The sequence below is a fragment of the Pseudomonas pudica genome, assembly GCF_015680405.1.
Lineage (GTDB): Bacteria > Pseudomonadota > Gammaproteobacteria > Pseudomonadales > Pseudomonadaceae > Aquipseudomonas > Aquipseudomonas pudica.
On sequence record NZ_JADLJS010000031.1, the window covers coordinates 46,046 to 62,520 of the forward strand.

At 60.5% G+C, this 16,475-nt stretch carries 18 protein-coding genes; 9 read left to right on the top strand and 9 right to left on the bottom strand.

Annotation, left to right across the window (positions count from 1 at the left end; all coding sequences use genetic code 11):
• Positions 1-69 precede the first annotated feature (69 nt).
• A complete protein-coding gene (locus IRZ77_RS19415) occupies positions 70-993 on the bottom strand; it encodes a LysR family transcriptional regulator (protein ID WP_196174177.1) in 924 nt (307 codons plus the stop codon).
• A gap of 379 nt (positions 994-1,372) precedes the next feature.
• Between IRZ77_RS19415 and IRZ77_RS19420 the strand changes: the two genes are divergently transcribed.
• The 4 genes from IRZ77_RS19420 (at position 1,373) to IRZ77_RS19435 (ending at position 4,463) form a co-directional block, all read left to right on the top strand.
• A complete protein-coding gene (locus tag IRZ77_RS19420; protein WP_196174179.1) occupies positions 1,373-2,566 on the top strand; it encodes an MFS transporter in 1,194 nt (397 codons plus the stop codon).
• Between the two features lie 30 nt (positions 2,567-2,596).
• Positions 2,597-3,703 carry an alkene reductase gene (locus IRZ77_RS19425; protein ID WP_153670595.1) on the top strand — a complete coding sequence of 369 codons (1,107 nt, stop codon included), beginning with the start codon at positions 2,597-2,599 and terminating at the stop codon, positions 3,701-3,703.
• Between the two features lie 243 nt (positions 3,704-3,946).
• Positions 3,947-4,192 carry a type II toxin-antitoxin system Phd/YefM family antitoxin gene (locus IRZ77_RS19430; protein ID WP_013972043.1) on the top strand — a complete coding sequence of 82 codons (246 nt, stop codon included), beginning with the start codon at positions 3,947-3,949 and terminating at the stop codon, positions 4,190-4,192.
• Positions 4,182-4,463 carry a type II toxin-antitoxin system RelE family toxin gene (locus tag IRZ77_RS19435; RefSeq protein ID WP_153670562.1) on the top strand — a complete coding sequence of 94 codons (282 nt, stop codon included), beginning with the start codon at positions 4,182-4,184 and terminating at the stop codon, positions 4,461-4,463. The genes IRZ77_RS19430 and IRZ77_RS19435 overlap by 11 nt, the downstream gene beginning before the upstream one ends.
• Before the next feature lie 15 nt (positions 4,464-4,478).
• Here the strand turns inward: IRZ77_RS19435 and IRZ77_RS19440 are convergent, their stop codons facing one another.
• From IRZ77_RS19440 to IRZ77_RS19450, 3 genes are all read right to left on the bottom strand, one after another.
• Positions 4,479-5,111: a BRCT domain-containing protein gene (locus IRZ77_RS19440; RefSeq protein WP_085601314.1), complete on the bottom strand. Its 633-nt coding sequence runs from the start codon at positions 5,109-5,111 to the stop codon at positions 4,479-4,481.
• A gap of 16 nt (positions 5,112-5,127) precedes the next feature.
• On the bottom strand, positions 5,128-5,523 hold the full coding sequence (locus IRZ77_RS19445; protein WP_085601315.1) for a hypothetical protein: 396 nt from the start codon (positions 5,521-5,523) through the stop codon (positions 5,128-5,130).
• An 88-nt stretch (positions 5,524-5,611) separates the two neighbouring features.
• Complete coding sequence (locus IRZ77_RS19450; RefSeq protein WP_196174181.1) at positions 5,612-6,520, bottom strand: LysR family transcriptional regulator; 909 nt, start codon at positions 6,518-6,520, stop codon at positions 5,612-5,614.
• 291 nt (positions 6,521-6,811) lie between these two features.
• Between IRZ77_RS19450 and IRZ77_RS19455 the strand changes: the two genes are divergently transcribed.
• Genes IRZ77_RS19455 through IRZ77_RS19465 form a run of 3 tightly spaced genes read left to right on the top strand, consistent with a single transcriptional unit; the run spans position 6,812 to position 10,405 of the window.
• On the top strand, positions 6,812-8,116 hold the full coding sequence (locus IRZ77_RS19455; RefSeq protein ID WP_046614016.1) for an MFS transporter: 1,305 nt from the start codon (positions 6,812-6,814) through the stop codon (positions 8,114-8,116).
• A 28-nt stretch (positions 8,117-8,144) separates the two neighbouring features.
• Positions 8,145-9,386, top strand: a complete 1,242-nt coding sequence (locus tag IRZ77_RS19460) for a Zn-dependent hydrolase (protein ID WP_196174183.1) — start codon at positions 8,145-8,147, stop codon at positions 9,384-9,386.
• Positions 9,386-10,405: a histone deacetylase family protein gene (locus IRZ77_RS19465; RefSeq protein ID WP_196174185.1), complete on the top strand. Its 1,020-nt coding sequence runs from the start codon at positions 9,386-9,388 to the stop codon at positions 10,403-10,405. Before IRZ77_RS19460 ends, IRZ77_RS19465 begins: the two co-directional genes overlap by 1 nt.
• 104 nt (positions 10,406-10,509) lie before the next feature.
• On the opposite strand, the gene IRZ77_RS19470 is transcribed toward IRZ77_RS19465, so the two are convergent.
• From IRZ77_RS19470 to IRZ77_RS19485, 4 genes are all read right to left on the bottom strand, one after another.
• The gene (locus IRZ77_RS19470; protein ID WP_085619215.1) at positions 10,510-10,776 is read right to left on the bottom strand and encodes a hypothetical protein; all 267 of its coding nucleotides are present in this window, start codon (positions 10,774-10,776) and stop codon (positions 10,510-10,512) included.
• Positions 10,763-11,656, bottom strand: a complete 894-nt coding sequence (locus IRZ77_RS19475) for an S-type pyocin domain-containing protein (RefSeq protein ID WP_196174187.1) — start codon at positions 11,654-11,656, stop codon at positions 10,763-10,765. The genes IRZ77_RS19470 and IRZ77_RS19475 overlap by 14 nt, the downstream gene beginning before the upstream one ends.
• Before the next feature lie 35 nt (positions 11,657-11,691).
• On the bottom strand, positions 11,692-12,519 hold the full coding sequence (locus IRZ77_RS19480) for a hypothetical protein (RefSeq protein WP_196174189.1): 828 nt from the start codon (positions 12,517-12,519) through the stop codon (positions 11,692-11,694).
• A gap of 511 nt (positions 12,520-13,030) precedes the next feature.
• On the bottom strand, positions 13,031-14,455 hold the full coding sequence (locus IRZ77_RS19485; RefSeq protein ID WP_196174191.1) for an aminotransferase-like domain-containing protein: 1,425 nt from the start codon (positions 14,453-14,455) through the stop codon (positions 13,031-13,033).
• Between the two features lie 48 nt (positions 14,456-14,503).
• On the opposite strand from IRZ77_RS19485, the gene IRZ77_RS19490 reads away from it, so the two are divergent.
• A complete protein-coding gene (locus IRZ77_RS19490; RefSeq protein WP_135002437.1) occupies positions 14,504-14,779 on the top strand; it encodes a hypothetical protein in 276 nt (91 codons plus the stop codon).
• Positions 14,779-16,188 (top strand): amino acid permease, encoded by a 1,410-nt coding sequence (locus tag IRZ77_RS19495; protein ID WP_025338600.1) that lies wholly within the window; start codon positions 14,779-14,781, stop codon positions 16,186-16,188. The genes IRZ77_RS19490 and IRZ77_RS19495 overlap by 1 nt, the downstream gene beginning before the upstream one ends.
• Positions 16,189-16,191: 3 nt before the next feature.
• On the opposite strand, the gene IRZ77_RS19500 is transcribed toward IRZ77_RS19495, so the two are convergent.
• On the bottom strand, positions 16,192-16,371 hold the full coding sequence (locus tag IRZ77_RS19500) for a hypothetical protein (protein ID WP_046614011.1): 180 nt from the start codon (positions 16,369-16,371) through the stop codon (positions 16,192-16,194).
• Between the last annotated feature and the right edge of the window lie 104 nt (positions 16,372-16,475).

Below are 16,475 nucleotides of genomic sequence, written 5' to 3' on the forward strand. Positions count from 1 at the left end.
TGAGTTGCATCGATAGGAGCCATCCTAGTGAAGCGCAGTAAGACTGTAAAAGACGCAATTAGACTGAGTTCAGACCTTTATTGACTTATCAAACCCTTGCTCGGCCAATGCCAGTACGCGCTCGCGGAAAATGCCCACGATCGGCCTCAAATCGACCTGGTGCCAGACCGCCCACAACTGCTCGCTGGGCTGGAACCAGTCCAGCTGGCGCAGCACCACGGTCGGCCCGGCACTGGCCGACAGGCTGCTTTGCACCATGGCCAGCCCCAGGCCGGCGGACACCAGGCCTAGCACGCTCAGCGGGTCGTTGGCCTCCAGCGACAGGCGCGGGGTGAAGCCGGCATCGCCACAGCGGGCGATGAAATCGTCACGCTTGTGGCCCTGGTCGGGCTGGCCGCCGGTGATGATCCAGTCCTGTTCGTGCAGGTCGGCGGGGGTCAGCTCGGCCCTGCTGGCCAGCGGGTGCGTGGCCGGGATGGCGAGCAGCAATGGGTCGTCCAGCACCGGCTGGCCGCTCAGGTCGGGGTCATTCCTTGGCGGCGGCTCGCAAACCAGGGCAATGTCCAGGCTGCGCTGACGCAGGCCTTCGAACTGTTCGTTGGGGGTCATGTTGTACAGCGCAATGTGAATGTTCGGACGCTCGCCACGAATCGCCCGCACAGCGCCCGGCAGCACGCCGGCATGGATGGCATGGTTGACGTAACCGATGCACAGCCCGCCTTCCTCACCACGGCCCAGGCGCTTGCCCAGCGATTCCAGGCGCTCGGCATGCTTGAGCAGGCCGCGCGCTTCGGCCAGGAAGGTACGACCGTCTCTGGTCAGGTACAGGCGCTGGTTGCGCCGTTCGAACAGGGCCAGGCCAAGGTTGTCCTCCAGCTGGGCAATCTGTCGGCTGAGGGGGGATTGGGAAATATGCAGCTGCTCGGCGGCCCGGCCGACGTTCTCGCATTCGGCGACAGCTACGAAGTAGCGCAACTGACGTAGATCTTGCATGAGACCTCCAGGGACTTAACTGTTAACAATTATGACTTGGGAGGTCTCGATCTTGCCAGCCTGGGATGCGTTCACTTCGTCGGGTTGATGAACGCGGTCAATTGTGGGAGCGGCCTTGTGTCGCGAAAGGGCTGCAAGGCAGCCCCAGGGGTTCAGCGCAAAGACATATATTGCTGGGGCTGCTTTGCAGCCCTTTCGCGACACAAGGCCGCTCCCACAACTGACCGCGCAGGCTGGGACATTTAGGTTGACCCGCTCGCAATAGCTTGAGGATGACCTTTGCCGTCAAATCAAAACTCATTGTCCCGTCCCCACCTTTTTCCCATCCCCACGTCCCCCGAGAATTCACCCATCCCAACCTTCCACAGGTGATTCTCAAATGCCTCTCGCCTTGTTAGCCCTGACCCTGGCGGCTTTCGCCATCGGCACTACGGAGTTCGTGATCGTCGGCCTCATCCCGACCATCGCCAATGACCTGGCGGTCACCCTGCCTTCGGCCGGCCTGCTGGTCAGCCTTTACGCCCTCAGCGTCGCCATCGGCGCGCCTCTGCTCACCGCCATGACCGGCCGTGTCCCGCGCAAGCTGTTGCTGGTCGGCCTGATGGCGCTGTTCACCGCCGGTAACCTGGTGGCCTGGCAGGCACCCAGCTACGAATCGCTGATCATGGCGCGCATCCTCACCGGCCTGGCCCATGGGGTGTTCTTCTCGGTCGGCTCGATCATCGCCACCAGCCTGGTGCCGAAAGAAAAAGCCGCCAGTGCCATCGCCACCATGTTCAGTGGCATGACCGTGGCCTTCGTCACCGGTATCCCGCTGGGTACCTTCATCGGCCAGCACTTCGGCTGGCGTGTGACCTTCCTGGTGGTGGCGGCCTTCGGCCTGGTGGCGCTGCTCGGTGCATTGCTGTTCGTGCCCAAGCGCATCCAGCACAGCCAGCCGGCACCGCTGCTGCGCCAACTGCGGGTGATGCTGCAACCGCGCCTGCTGCTGGTGTATGCCATGACTGCCGTGGGTTACGGCGGCTCGCTGATCGCCTTCACCTTCCTTGCCCCGATCCTGCAGGACATCGCCGGCTTCGGCGCCAACAGCGTCGCCCTGGTGCTGCTCGCCTACGGTGTTTCGGTTGCCCTGGGCAACATCTGGGGCGGCCGCCTGGCCGACCGCAAAGGCCCGGTCAAGGCACTGTCGATCATTTTCCTGCTGCTGGCCGTGGTGCTGCTGGCGCTGACCTTCACCGCGTCGCATCCGGTGCTGGTGGTAATCACCGTACTGGCCTGGGGAGCGGTGGCCTTCGGCAATGTGCCGGGCCTGCAGGTGTACGTGGTGCAGCAGGCGGAAAAGGTCGCCCCCGACGCAGTCGACGTGGCTGCCGGTTTCAACATCGCCGCCTTCAACCTGGGTGTGGCCGGTGGTTCCTGGGGCGGTGCCCAGGTCGTGCAACAGCTCGGCCTCGGCCACACCCCATGGATTGCCGCGCTGGTCACCCTCGGTGCCCTGGCCCTTACCCTGTACAGCGGCCGCCTCGACCGCCGCGTACCTGCCCAGCCACAACCTGTCGTCAGCCGCGCCTGACCCCTGATTCGACTTACGGAGATGCTCATGATGACTCAAGATCCGCTGTTCCAACCCCTGCAATTCGGCGCCCTTGACCTGCCCAACCGTGTGCTGATGCCACCGATGACCCGCTCCCGCGCCGCACAGCCTGGTGATGTCCCGACCGCGCTGATGGCCGAGTACTACGCACAACGCGCCAGTGCCGGGCTAATCGTCAGTGAAGGCACCTGGATCTCGCCACTGGGCAAGGGTTACGCCCGCACCCCGGGTATCCACACCCAGGCGCAGATCGACGGCTGGCGCCTGGTCACCGAGGCGGTACATGCCGCAGGCGGGCGCATCTTCGCCCAGCTCTGGCACGTCGGTCGCCTCAGCCACAGCAGCCTGCTCGGCGGCCAGGCACCGGTGTCGTCCTCGGCGATGCAGGCCGAAGGCGTGAATGTGTTCATCGACAATGCCGACGGCACGCCAGGCTTTGTCCAGGCCTCCAAGCCGCGCGCGTTGAGCGAAGCGGAAATTGCCGAGATCATCGAGCAGTACCGCCAGGCTGCGCGCAATGCCATGGCGGCTGGTTTTGACGGTGTCGAGTTGCACGCGGCCAACGGTTACCTGGTCAACCAGTTTCTCGATTCCGGCGCCAACGATCGTACCGACCGCTACGGCGGTTCGCTGGAAAACCGTCTGCGTTTCCTCGACCAGGTCACCCGTGCGCTGGTCGAAGGCACCGGCGACGCTCAGCGCGTAGGCGTACGCCTGGCGCCGCTGACCACGCTCAATGGCTGTGTCGATGCCGACCCGGTCACCACCTATACCGCGGCGGCCAAGCGCCTGGGCGAAATCGGCATCGGCTACCTGCACATTGCCGAAGCCGACTGGGATGACGCGCCGGACATGCCAGTGGACTTCAAGCAACAGCTGCGGGCAGTGTTCCCCGGGGTGATGGTGTATGCCGGCAAATACACCGGCGAACGTGCACGGCGTGCGCTGGAGGAGGGCTGGGCTGACCTGATCGGCTTCGGCCGGCCATTCGTGGCCAACCCGGACCTGCCGGCGCGGCTGAAGCTGAATGCGCCACTGGCCGAGCACGAACGGGCCACGCTGTTCGGTGGTGATGCCCATGGCCTGACCGACTACCCGGCACTGGCAACAGCCTGACCCCGACCGCTCCCCATGGAAATGCAAATGACTCATTGAGCTAGCAGGGACCCTGTGGGAGCGGTTTTAGCCGCCAACACCGGCGCAGCCGGTGCCATGCACCGCGTTGGATTCAAAGGGCTGGGCGATCTCCCACAAACACGGCATTTCGCCTGTCGTGTCTCACCTCTGTGCTTGAGCAGTGACGACTTGTTTGTGTCCTATATATGGACCAAAATATGGCTCTCTATTGAGGGTGTAAACATGCAAAACATATTCGCTGACGTGGCCGTAAGCGTGTCGGAACTGAAAAAGAACCCATCCGCGGTGATGACCGGCGCTGCGGGTATGCCCGTCGCCGTGCTCAATCACAACCGCGTGATGGGTTACATGGTGCCGGCCGAACTGTACGAGGCCATGATGGAACGCTTGGAAGATCTCGAATTGAGCGAACTCGCCAAGTCGAGGTTGGGTGAAAAAGGCGTACCGGTATCCCTGGATGACCTATAAACTCGAATTCCTGCCTTCGGCACTGAAAGAGTGGGGCAAGCTAGGCCACACCGTGCGCGAACAGATCAAGAAAAAACTCGCCGAGCGCCTGCTGTCACCCAAGGTACAGGCCGACGCGCTGCGTGACCTGCCGAACCACTACAAAATCAAGCTCAAGGCCTCTGGATATCGCCTCGTCTATCGAGTCGAGGACGAGCGTATCGTTGTAGTGGTGGTATCGGTTGGCAAACGCGAGCGTAGCGAGGTGTATCGATCCGCTCAGAAGCGGTAAACGCCATCATGGCCATCAACCAAACGCCGCACGCTGCCAATGCGCCTCGCTTACGATCGCAATGTTCGCACCCGCTTCCCTGATTTCCACTGCTTTCTTGATCTTCGTGCCATAACTGCTGTGTAGCCACTGCTCGTTGCCAATACTGCCAATGACCAGGTAGTGGGTCTTCTTGCTCACCCCCGCGGCGATTGAACCCCCACGTTCGACTACCAGCGCTTCGCATGCTTTGCGAGGCCCGTAAGCCATTGTGCCGGTAAACAGGAACATGCGGCCTGTCCACTCCAGTGTGGGTTCGGGGTTATCGAGTGGCAGTGAGGTGGGTGAAGAGAATGGGTTGTCGCTGCAGCGCGGCTTGCCGGTGAACTGCTGCAATAGCTCAAGCAGTTCAGCCGACTCGGCAGCATCCAGCATATTGTCCTTGAGCATGTCGCTCAGGCGCCGGTACAACAAATTGATGACCGGATCCTCAAGATGAACGAGTTGCTGCTCCATCCATCCTTTGAGGAACTCGGCTTCTTGTTGATTGACCTGATTGTCAGCAGTCAGGCCCGCAGCGATTCCAATCAACCCATCAACCGAGCGCTGCGCGATCCGCGCTTCGTGGAAAAAGCGGCTGTTCTGAAATTCCTGATGAAGATCGACCATTCCCTGTTCCTCGTTTCTATTCCGTCAGGATCACAGCATTGGCGTATTTTTCCTGGTCCGGTGTGAACGTTGTCAGCATGCCGGTGTGATTACAGGTCAGGGTGAGCTCTGTTCGCGTATCGATGAACAGATCCTCGCCGCGAAGGCCCTGCCATTGCGCCAGGTACTTGAACGAACCGTACTTCATCGGCTTCTTCAAGGCGCGATCATGGCCACCTTTCCAACCTAGCACCGGGAGTGCGCCATCGATGCAGTGCCGGGCAAGTTCTGGCTGGGTCAGGGCCCGCTCACGGCCAATCTCCCAGCACCGGATCAAGCCCTCGTCGGGCCCCTTCCATGCTTCTTCCCAGGTAATCAAAGTGCGGATGGGGTAATGAATAGGGCGTCGAATGACCCCGGTGGCTCGATCCATGACTGAGATTGTCCGTAATATTCAGTTGGTCTGGATGCTACTAATTGGCCACTATTGTGTCCAGTGCTCGCCACCCCCGGCTCCGCGTTCAGTCAAGGCGTTGCTGCAACGCCTCGATAAACATCTCTTCCGCCCGGCTGAAGCGCTGTTCCCTGTTCCACAACAGGTGGATATCCACATCGGCAATCCCTTCCTGCGGCGGCAGCTTCCACAGCAACCCGGCGTCTACATCCGGTGCTACCACATGCTCGGGCAGGCAGCCTATGCCAAACCCGGCAATCACCAGCCGGCGCACTTCCTCAAGGCTGGGTGACGATGCCACGATCCGCCCGGCAAACCCTTGCTGGTCGCGGAAAATGGTCAGTGGCGACAGCATGCCGCCAATCTGGTCACTGGTGAAACTGACGAAGTTCTCCCGCTGCAGGTCGCCTTCGGCCTGGCCGAACAGGGCATGGTGCTTGCCACAGAAGAACGCATAGCGCTGGCGCAGGAACAACCGTTGCTCCAGCCGTGGCTGCGCACGCCGGTTCAGGCTTAGGCCCGCCGTGGCGGTTTTTTCCTGCAGGGCGGCGACGATGTCGGAGCTGCGCATTACATCAATCTCCAGCTCCACCCGCGGGTGCTGGCGGTGGAAGTCGGCCAGGAAGTCGTCGAAGCGTTCGTTGACGATACGGCTGATCATCAGCAGGCGTACCTTGCCCACCAGTTCGTCCGCCGGCTGCTCCAGCAAGCTGCCGATCTGCGACATCTGCCCATAGACCTCGCCAGCCAGCTGAAACAGCTGCTCGCCCATTTCCGTCAGCACGAAGCGCGGCCCGCGGCGGGCGATGAGCTGGCGGCCAAGCTGTTCTTCAAGGCGCTTGAGCGCCTGGCTCACTGCCGGCTGGGTGAGGTGCAGGCGCGCGGCAGCGCGGCTGATGGAAAGCTCCTGGCCGATGACCCGGAAGGTACGCAGCAGGTTCCAGTCGAGGCGGTCGTTGAGCAGACGGTCGGGCATGGCAAGGCTCGATAATAAGCAAGGCTAATATTTCGAATAATAAATAGAAAATTGACTAATCATAGCCCCGGGCCGATAAATCGCAGGTATCGAGGCCTGCTGAGTCGGTGCTGGCCTCTTCGCGGGCTTGCCCGCTCCCACAGGGTCACCACAAGTTTCGAATGCTGCGCAGTACCTGTGGGAGCGGGCGAGCCCGCGAAGAAGCCAACACCGATTCAACAAGCCAAGCGCCACAAGAGCGCCCCCGTGCCCCCGACAACTCCTGCCAGAACAACAAGCAAAGGAGCCTCCATGAAGCCCACCGCTTCCCCCCAGCCACGCCGTGCCGCCGCTGCCGCGTTCATTGGCACCATGATCGAGTGGTACGACTTCTACATCTACGCCACCGCCGCTGCCCTGGTGTTCGGCGCGCTGTTCTTCCCCTCCGACAACAGCCTGTTCAGCACCATGGCCGCGTTCGGTACCTTCGCCGTCGGCTTCTTCGCCCGGCCGCTAGGTGGCATCGTCTTCGGCCACGTGGGCGACCGTATCGGCCGCAAGAAATCGCTGGTCATCACCTTGCTGATGATGGGCATCGTCACCGTGGGCATCGGCCTGCTGCCGACCTACGCACAAATCGGCGCCACCGCGCCGGTGCTGCTGATCCTGCTGCGCATCGTGCAGGGCATTGCCGTGGGTGGCGAGTGGGGCGGGGCAGTGCTGATGGCTGGCGAGCATGCGCCCAAGGGCCGGCGCAACTTCTTCGCCTCGTTCGCCCAGCTGGGCAGCCCGGCGGGCCTGATCCTGTCGCTGCTGGCCTTTGGCGCGGTCACCCGCCTGCCGGAAGCAGACCTGATGAGCTGGGGCTGGCGCGTGCCATTCCTGGCCAGCGCGCTGTTGCTGCTGGTGGGCCTGGCGATTCGCCTGGGGGTGAATGAGTCGCCCGAGTTCATCGCCAGCCGCGAGCAGGCGGAAAAGGCCCGGCGCAAGGAGCAGGCCCCGGTATTCGAAGTGCTGCGCACGGCCTGGCGCCCGCTGTTGCTGTGCATCGGTGCCAATACCCTGGGTATTGCCGGGGTCTACTTCACCAACACCTTCATGATCAGTTACACCACCCAGCAATTGCACCTGGAGCGCTCGTTGATTCTGGAGTGCCTGTTCTTCGTGGCGATCATCCAGTTCTGCGTGCAGCCGTTGGCCGCCTGGCTATCGGAGAAGATGGGCGCCACCCGCTTCCTGGCCCTTGTCGCGCTGCTGGCGATGGCTTCGCCTTACCCGATGTTCGTGCTGGTCAGCTCGGGTCAGGGCCCGTTGATCGTACTCGGCATCGCCCTGGCAGCCGCGTGCATGGCGTCCTTCTACGCGGTGATCGCCGGCTATGTCAGCGGCATGTTCGAAACCCGCGTGCGCTACACCGCCATTTCCCTGGCCTACCAGATCTGCGGCGCCATCGCGGGCGGCCTGACCCCGCTGATCGGTACCTGGCTGGCCCACACCTTCACCGGCCAATGGTGGCCGATGGCGGTGTTCTACACCCTGATCGCCACTGTTTCGCTGGTCTGCGTGCTCGCCCTGGCGCGCCAGTACGCCCGCAGCCAGCGCCTGGAACTGGCCTGATCGAACCGTTTTTCTGGAGTACCCGCACATGTTGAAAAGTAATGGCGAACGCCTGTGGGCGAGCCTGATGGCCATGGCCGAAATCGGTGCCACTGCCCGTGGCGGCAGCTGCCGCCTGGCCCTCAGCGACGAGGACAAGGCTGGCCGTGAACTGTTCAGCCACTGGTGCCGTGAAGCCGGCCTGACGCTGACCGTTGATGCCATCGGCAACCTGTTCGCTCGCCGCGCTGGCAGCGACCCGGATGCAGCGCCGGTGATGATGGGCAGCCACCTCGACACCCAACCTGAGGGCGGCCGTTTCGATGGCGTCTACGGTGTGCTGGCGGGCCTTGAAGTGGTACGCCGGCTCAATGACCTGAACATCCAGACGCGCAAACCGCTGGAAATCGCCGTATGGACCAACGAGGAGGGCGCCCGCTTCACCCCGGCCATGTTCGGTTCGGCGGTGTTCACCGGCACTCTGGCCCTGGACGAAGCGCTGGCCATTCGCGACGCCGATGGCATCAGCGTCGCCGACGAACTGCAACGCACCGGTTACGCCGGCCAGCGCCCGCTGGGCGGCCGGGTGGATGCCTATTTCGAGGCGCATATCGAGCAAGGTCCGATCCTTGAAGACAACGCCAAGGCCATTGGCGTGGTCAGCGGCGGGCAGGCCATCCGTTGGCTGGACGTTACCGTCGAAGGCATGGCCGCACACGCCGGCACAACACCGATGCCATTGCGCAAGGATGCCCTGTACGGCGCTGCACAGATGATCCAGGCCGTCGAGCAACTGGCCGCCGACTTCGCACCGCAAGGCCTGACCACCGTGGGTGAACTGTCCATCGCCAAGTCCTCGCGCAACACCATTCCAGGGTTGCTGCAGTTCACCGTCGACTTGCGTCATCACCGGGATGAAGCCATCGAGGCGATGGAGCGCGACCTGACGTTGAAGCTGCAAGCCATCGCCAATCAGCGCGGGTTGCGGGTGCGTATCGAGCGCCACTGGGTCAGCCCGGCCACGCCGTTCGACGCCGACTGCGTAGCTGCCGTGCAGCAGGCGGTGGATGGCCTGGGCTATGCCCAGCAGTCGATCGTCAGCGGTGCCGGCCACGACGCCATCCTGCTGGCCCGCTACTGCCCGACCGCCATGGTGTTCATCCCCTGTGTCGGCGGCCTGAGCCATAACGAAGCCGAAGACGTACTGCCCGACGACGCCCGCCAGGGTGCCGATGTACTGCTCAACGCCGTGCTGGCCCGTGCGGGCCTGATCGAACAAGGAGAAGCCTGATGCGTTGCTACTTCCACCCCGAACAACTGCTGCACCACCCACGCAGCTATTACTCGCGCGGCGCCATGCGCACCCCGCAGGAAGTCCCCGAGCGCGCCCAGCGCCTGCTCCAGGCAGCCAAGGCTCTGGGCTTCGACATCCGTCAGCCTGAGGACGCCGGCCTCGAGCCGCTCAAGGCAGTGCATGGCGAGGCCTACCTGGCCTTCCTCGAAGAGGCCCATGCGCGCTGGAAGGAAGTGCCCGAAGATTGGGGCGACGAGGTCATGTCCAACATCTTCGTGCGCGAACCCAACGCCTTGCGTGGCATCCTCGCCCAGGCCGGGCGCTACCTGGCTGACGGCAGCTGCCCTGTAGGCGAACACACCTGGCGCTCGGCCTATTGGTCTGCGCAAAGCGCGGTGGCCGGTGCCAAGGCCATTCTCGACGGTGAGCCGGCGGCCTATGCCCTGTGCCGGCCGCCCGGCCACCATGCGCGCTTCGATGCGGCCGGTGGTTTCTGCTACATCAACAATGCCGCTGTGGCTGCCCAGGCCTTGCGCAGCCGCTACAGCCGAGTGGCCATTCTCGATACCGACATGCACCACGGGCAGGGCATTCAGGAAATCTTCTACGACCGCCGGGATGTGCTGTACGTGTCGGTGCATGGCGACCCCACCAACTTCTACCCGGGTGTGGCCGGGTTCGCGGACGAGCGTGGCAGCGGTGCGGGGGAGGGGTACAACCTCAACTTGCCGATGGCGCATGGGGCTAGCGAAGCGGACTTCATGGGCCAGCTGGAAATCGCGCTGGCGGCGGTGAAGGACTTTGGCGCCGAGGTGCTGGTGTTGTCGCTGGGGTTCGATATCTACGAACTCGACCCGCAGAGCAAGGTGGCGGTGACGACTGAAGGGTTTGCGGTATTGGGCGAGCGGATTCGGGCAATGCGCTTGCCGTGCCTGATCGTGCAGGAAGGGGGGTATCACCTGGAGAGCCTGGAGGCGAATGTGCTGGGGTTCTTTGCTGATAAAGCAGATTGGTGATAAGTGCTATATGCCGGCAGCTGTGTTGTCGCTGCCGGCGTCTGTGATGATACTCGGTCTCGGTGAACGAGGATGTACGTGCTGGGCTCTGGAATCAGTTCTGCTTATAGCTCATATCTTTTTTGGGTCAAGAATTCAGGCTCTCGCCAGTTTGGACCTTTGATATAGCCATTTCCACCACGCTGTATCAAACCTTCGTCACTCATTTTCTTAATCAGGTTAATGAGTTGTAGGCAGTCGCCAATGTTCACCCATCCATTTCGATTGTATAGATTGTCGAGTCGTGGATGAGAAATGCCATTTTGCCTGACAAGCCACAGAATGATATCGGTGGGGCTTTCGTTGGTGATTATTTCGCTAATAGTGTTCATTTGTTCTCTCGTGCGATCTGCTGGTCATCTGCTTCAATTGCTTCTGGTGTGTAAAGCAGTTCGAGCTCCGAGGTGAGTTGGTAGTCTTCCAGTGTTGCAGCGTGTGTATTGTTCCATGCTTCACCATCATCGTTCGGCCTGATTTTATCTGGTATTTCAAGGTGCGAAAGCGCTCCAGCTCCCTTATCTCATGTGTGTAAAAGCGCTTGTCGGTGTCCGTTTCTTGCAACTTGCCCTGTAGGATTTTTTCCAGCCTGTTGATCATGATGTCATTTGCATCGGACGGGCCGAAGCGGCTTGTGTGTAATTTGACTAATTCGATGCCTGTCGCTGTGATTTTGACCTCGCGCCAATCCAGTCGCTCGATAGGTCCACCTGCTTTGTCTGGATTATAAGCTCGCCCGCTATAAGTGCCTATGGTTGTTGCGTCGGGATAGGGAGAATTGAAAACTACGTACAGTGGTGGCAGACCAGATTCTGGCGGGAAGCAGTAAATACAGTCTTTATAATTCGGTGGTTCATAGGCAGGGAGCGGTGTCGCTTCTATCCATGCGGGTCTGAGATTGACCCCCTCATAGGGGTCCGACAGTATCGGGTCACTGGGGGTTGTAGTTGACGACCCGTTCTCGGTATGAATGGGGAAGCTGAGCCTGATTGGAAAATCACTCGATGGAATCGATGTGTAGCTATTGCCTTCTTTATCCATTACTAAGGGGCGTACAGGCACCTTTTTTTCAGCACTTGTGGAGTTTGCACGGTTCGTAAGTGTATACGTGTCCAGATTGGCATTTATTCGTAGCGGTGATTCAATTGTCCCGTGCTTAAGCGCAATGTCATGAATGTTCGTAGGCAAATCAGGAATGAGTAGTTCAGCAGGCATGCTCAGGGCTGAGTCATGGTACAAATCAGCGTTTCCTAATTCTGATGAATAAAAAATAAACCTATGCCCAGCCTGAAGATTGGGGTTGCAGTAATGCCCAGTGTCTTAACTTTCTCTATTCCTCTAAGGATATGGCTCTGAAGGCTGCCAAATCTGATTGGGTTAGTTGATATTGTGGTTAATGTTGAGCTTAGCACTATTCCGGAGTTGGGTTTTAAGGTGATGGAATTGCCTTGACTGTCTTTGTTGTGGTTGTTTCTTAATATTATTATGGTTTTCTGCTGGAGGTTTTCGTATTCCTTTTTTATTTTTTCAAGGCAGCGATTTAGTACTATTTCAATTTGCGCGGCAGTAATGCTGCTCATTAAAAAGTACAAATCTTCCTCGATCATATAGAAATCTTGGTCGCGCCAGCGGTTAAAGTGAACGACGTTTTCGAAATGCAGTGCTGCTTCGTCAATGCCTATTGTATATATGTGTTCTGCTAAGTATAGGTTGATATTGCGGATGGCTTGTTTGTGGGTTTTGTTATAAAGGAGCAGGAGGAATTTCTTTTGGGCGTAAAGTTGGCTTACCTGGTCTGGGTGGGATTGTCTTATGTCTGAATAATGTTTATTCAAATAGTTCTCAAATCCAGGAGTGCTCACTGGGCAGGTAGCCTCGATTTCCTGTATCACATTTTTCGCAATGGTCGTTGCGTTGTCGCTGAGCGCATCATATGAAAGCGATGCTATGTTCGGCGGTGTTATAGGTAGTGTGAACGGGCTGTCCCAAGAAAGGATGTCCTCAAAGTCATATGTAAAAGGCGCGGCTGAGTATATTTCTTGCAGTTCCTGGCTTGTTAGTGTTCTGCGTGAGGTCACGTCTATTTCCCTTGAAGAAGCCTTGAGGTACTAAACCTTGAGGCTTTCGCAAGAAGGGCGGCAGGTGGAATAGATGCACTGCTATTGAGTAGCGAGCGCGACACCAATAGAAATCGTAGATGCCGATGGCTGGTGGGTGTAAGAAGATGGGTTAAGCTGTTGGATCAAGGGAGTTAGACATCTAGTTTTTGTTATAGGCACTCGTTGGCTGAAGTATCCCTGAGGTTTATGGAATAGGTGACGCAGACTGCGGAGGGAGTTGGCCTGCACCTGTGGCAGCGGGCATGTCCGTGAAGAAGCCAGCGTGGCCCAAGCGTGGAGTGTGCAGCTATCGGTGGCAGGCGTAGGCTGGGGGAACCAGAATCTTCGCATCAGGCGCCATCCCTTGGGCAATCCCTGCACAGACTGCAAGCACCAGAGAATCCCCCTGTTCCCCCCCACTGCACGCCTAGGCCTAGTTGATGTGCAGAGCGGCGCTCGATCTCACAGGTGCTGAAAAGGTTGCGGCGAACTACACCCCACCCCGCCGCACATGCTTCACCAACACCTTCTCCAGCAACTCCCACATCGCCGGCTCGGTACTGAACGCCACGTTGAACCGCATCCACCCGGTCGCCTTGGCATCGACCATGAACAACTGCCCGGGCCCGAGCATGATGCCTTTCTCCAACGCATCATCCAGCAACGCCGCGCTGTCCGGAATCGCCGGGTGGCGGGTCCAGATATACATCCCTTCATCCGACTCGGTGAACAGCTCGAAGCCCAACCGATGCAGATGCCGGCCAACTTCCTGGTGCGCCTCGGCCAGCCGTTGACGCAAGCGCTTGAGGTGCTTGCGCCAGCGCCCGTCGATGATCGCGGCATACACCACACGCTCCATCACCTGCGAGGTGGTCAGGCCAGAGCGCATCTTCAGGTGCAGCAGCTTCTGCATCAGCTCGGGGTTGGCCAACATGTAGCCGACCCGCACATTGGGCGAAATGCTCTTGGAGTAGCTGCCCACGTACACCACCTGCTGCAGGTGGTCGAGGCTGGCCAGGCATGGCTGCGGTTCGGCGACCATGTCGGCATACAGGTTGTTCTCCACCAGGCGGAAGCCGTGCTGGCTGGCCAGCTGCAGCAGGCGGTGCAGCTGCGGCAGCGGCGTGCGCGAGCAGGTCGGGCTGTGCAGGTGCGGCTGGGTGAAGAACGCAGTGGGGCGGTGATGGGTGAGCAACTGCTCCAGCCGGTTCAGGTCGTAGCCGGCCGGTGTGCGCGGCACGCCGACCAGGGTCGCGCCCTGGGTGCGCAGGATGCTCATCAGGTTGGGATAGCCCGGGTCGTCCACCAGCACCACGTCGCCCGGGCGCACCAGGGTGCGCGCGGCCAGGTCCAGGGCCTGGCTGGCGCCATGGGTGAGCATCAGCTGCGCCGGGTTGGCGACGATAGACAGTTCCTGCTGCAGGTTCTGTGCGGTCAGTGCACGCAGCTCCATCAGGCCCATGGGGTCGCCGTAGCCCGACAGCTCCAGCGGGCTGCCGGCCACCTGGCGCAGGCCGCGGCGCAGGCCGTCTTCGTACATCCAGTCGTTGGGCAGCCAGCCGCAGCCCGGCTTGAACGGCAACTGGCGGATTTCGAAGATCTGCTGCAGGTACCACTCGGAGTTGAACGTTGGTCGACTGGTGTCGGCCTCGGTGTTGTGCGGGTCGAGCAATTCGCCCGCCGCGCGGTTGACGAAGAACCCCGCATTGCCCCGGCTCACCAGCAGGCCCTGGGCGACCAGACGGTCGTAGGCCTCGACCACGGTGAAGGTGCTCACCGAATAGCTCGCGGCAAAGGCGCGGATCGAGGGGACCTTGGCGCCTGGCTTGAGGGTCTGGTTGTCGATCAACTCGCGCAGCCCGTCGATGATCTGGTTCACCAGCGGGGTCGAGGAGTCTGGATGTAATTCGAACATTCGGGGCCTTCAGGGTGCGTATCGCCCGGCGTTTGCAAGGTGTATTGCATGGGCGACCTGTACAGTGCAGTGCGAGTTTCATGCCACTGTGCATGGCTCTCTGCGCCGGACATTTTTACATTAGGTGTCAGATATCGCCACCTAAAGCATGTTCAGTTCGCCCCAGGCGCCTGCCCTGGGGCGCGTCAGCAGGCCGCCATGGAAGGCCTGCGTGTGTTCGCTCACACCATCCTGCGCGCATTAGCACTGATGTACGTGAAGCCGCCAGCCATCGGGGTTTCACAGTTTTCCTTGGATAAAAAGAAGCACGGGGTACACAACTGATGGACGCAACATCCACAACCACCACCGCGAAAAGCGGGCACGAGAGCAAGCTCAGTGCCTCGCTCAAGTCGCGCCACCTGACGATGATGTCGATCGCCGGGGTTATCGGCGGCGCCTTGTTCGTCGGTTCCGGCAGCGTGATTCACAGCGCCGGCCCAGCCGCCGTGCTGGCCTACCTGGCAGGCGGCATCCTGGTGGTACTGATCATGCGCATGCTGGGTGAAATGGCGACTTCCTCGCCAGACACCGGTTCGTTCTCTACCTACGCCGATCGCGCCATCGGCCGTTGGGCCGGTTTCACCATCGGCTGGCTGTACTGGTGGTACTGGGTCATCCTGATGGCCTGGGAAGCTTATGTGGCGGGCAAGATCCTGCATGGTTTCTTCCCCGACGTCAGCGTCAACGTGTTCGTGCTGGCCACGACCCTGTTGCTGATCACCGTCAACTTCTTCAACGTCAAGCACTACGGTGAGTTCGAGTTCTGGTTCGCCTTGATCAAGGTGATCGCGATCGTCTGCTTCCTGATCGTGTGTACCGCTGCCGTGCTGAACATCTGGCAGTTCGGTGAAGTGCGTGGCATCAGCCACCTTACCGCCGAAGGCTTCATGCCCAACGGCATCACCACCGTGATCGGTGCCTTGCTCGGGGTGATGTTCGCCTTCCTCGGCGCGGAAATCGTCACCATTGCCGCTTCCGAAGCCAAGGACCCTGCCGCGCAGATCGTCAAGGCGACCAACTCGGTGGTGTGGCGTGTGTGCCTGTTCTACGTAGGTTCGATCTTCCTGATCGTCTGCCTGGTACCGTGGAACGACCCGCACCTGGGCGTTTCCGGCTATGGCGCATACCGCCGCACCCTGGAGCTGCTGGGCGTGCCGTATGCCGAGCTGCTGATGAACTTCGTGGTTCTGACCTCGGTGAGCAGCTGCCTGATCTCGGGCCACTACACCGCTTCGCGCATGCTGTTCTCCCTGGCACAGCGTGGCGACGCGCCGTCGTTCTTCAAGATCACCCGCGCCGGCACCGGTGTACCGGTTTACGCGATCATGGGCTCGTGCGCCGTGGCCGTGGTGTGCGCGCTGATCAACTTCAGCGAGACCCTGCGCCCGAAAGACGTGCTGGAAACCCTGATGAACACCACCGGCATGATTGCCCTGCTGGTGTACCTGGTGATTGCCTTCTCGCAGCTGCGCATGCGCCGCAAGCTGATTGCCGAAGGCAAGGAAGTACGCCTGAAGATGTGGCTGTTCCCATGGCTGACTTACCTGGTGATCGCGTTCATCGTGGCCGCCCTGGTGACCATGGCCTTCATGCCTGACTACCAGATCCTGGTGATCTCCACCGGTATCGCCGCGGCAATCGTGGTGGCAATGGGTGTGGTGCATCAGATCCGCACTGGCAAGCAGCACTAAGCGTCATTCGCTCATCGAAACGGCCGGCTCCCTCGGGGACCCGGCCGTTTCGCGTTGTTGGGCATTGTTTTTTTCCGCTGGCATGTGAAAGCGCTGGTTCATCCAGGGCGAGCCGAGCAGGGCGGCGGTGGCGATCAGGGCCAGGATGGCGAGGGCGATGAAAGTTTTCATGGAGGGGCGCATACATGGACGACACCAAGCATAGGTGGTCAGTTCCGGCCCTATCGCCGGCAAGCCAGCTCCCACAGGTATTGCACATGGCTTGAGATCGGTGCGGTCCCTGTGGG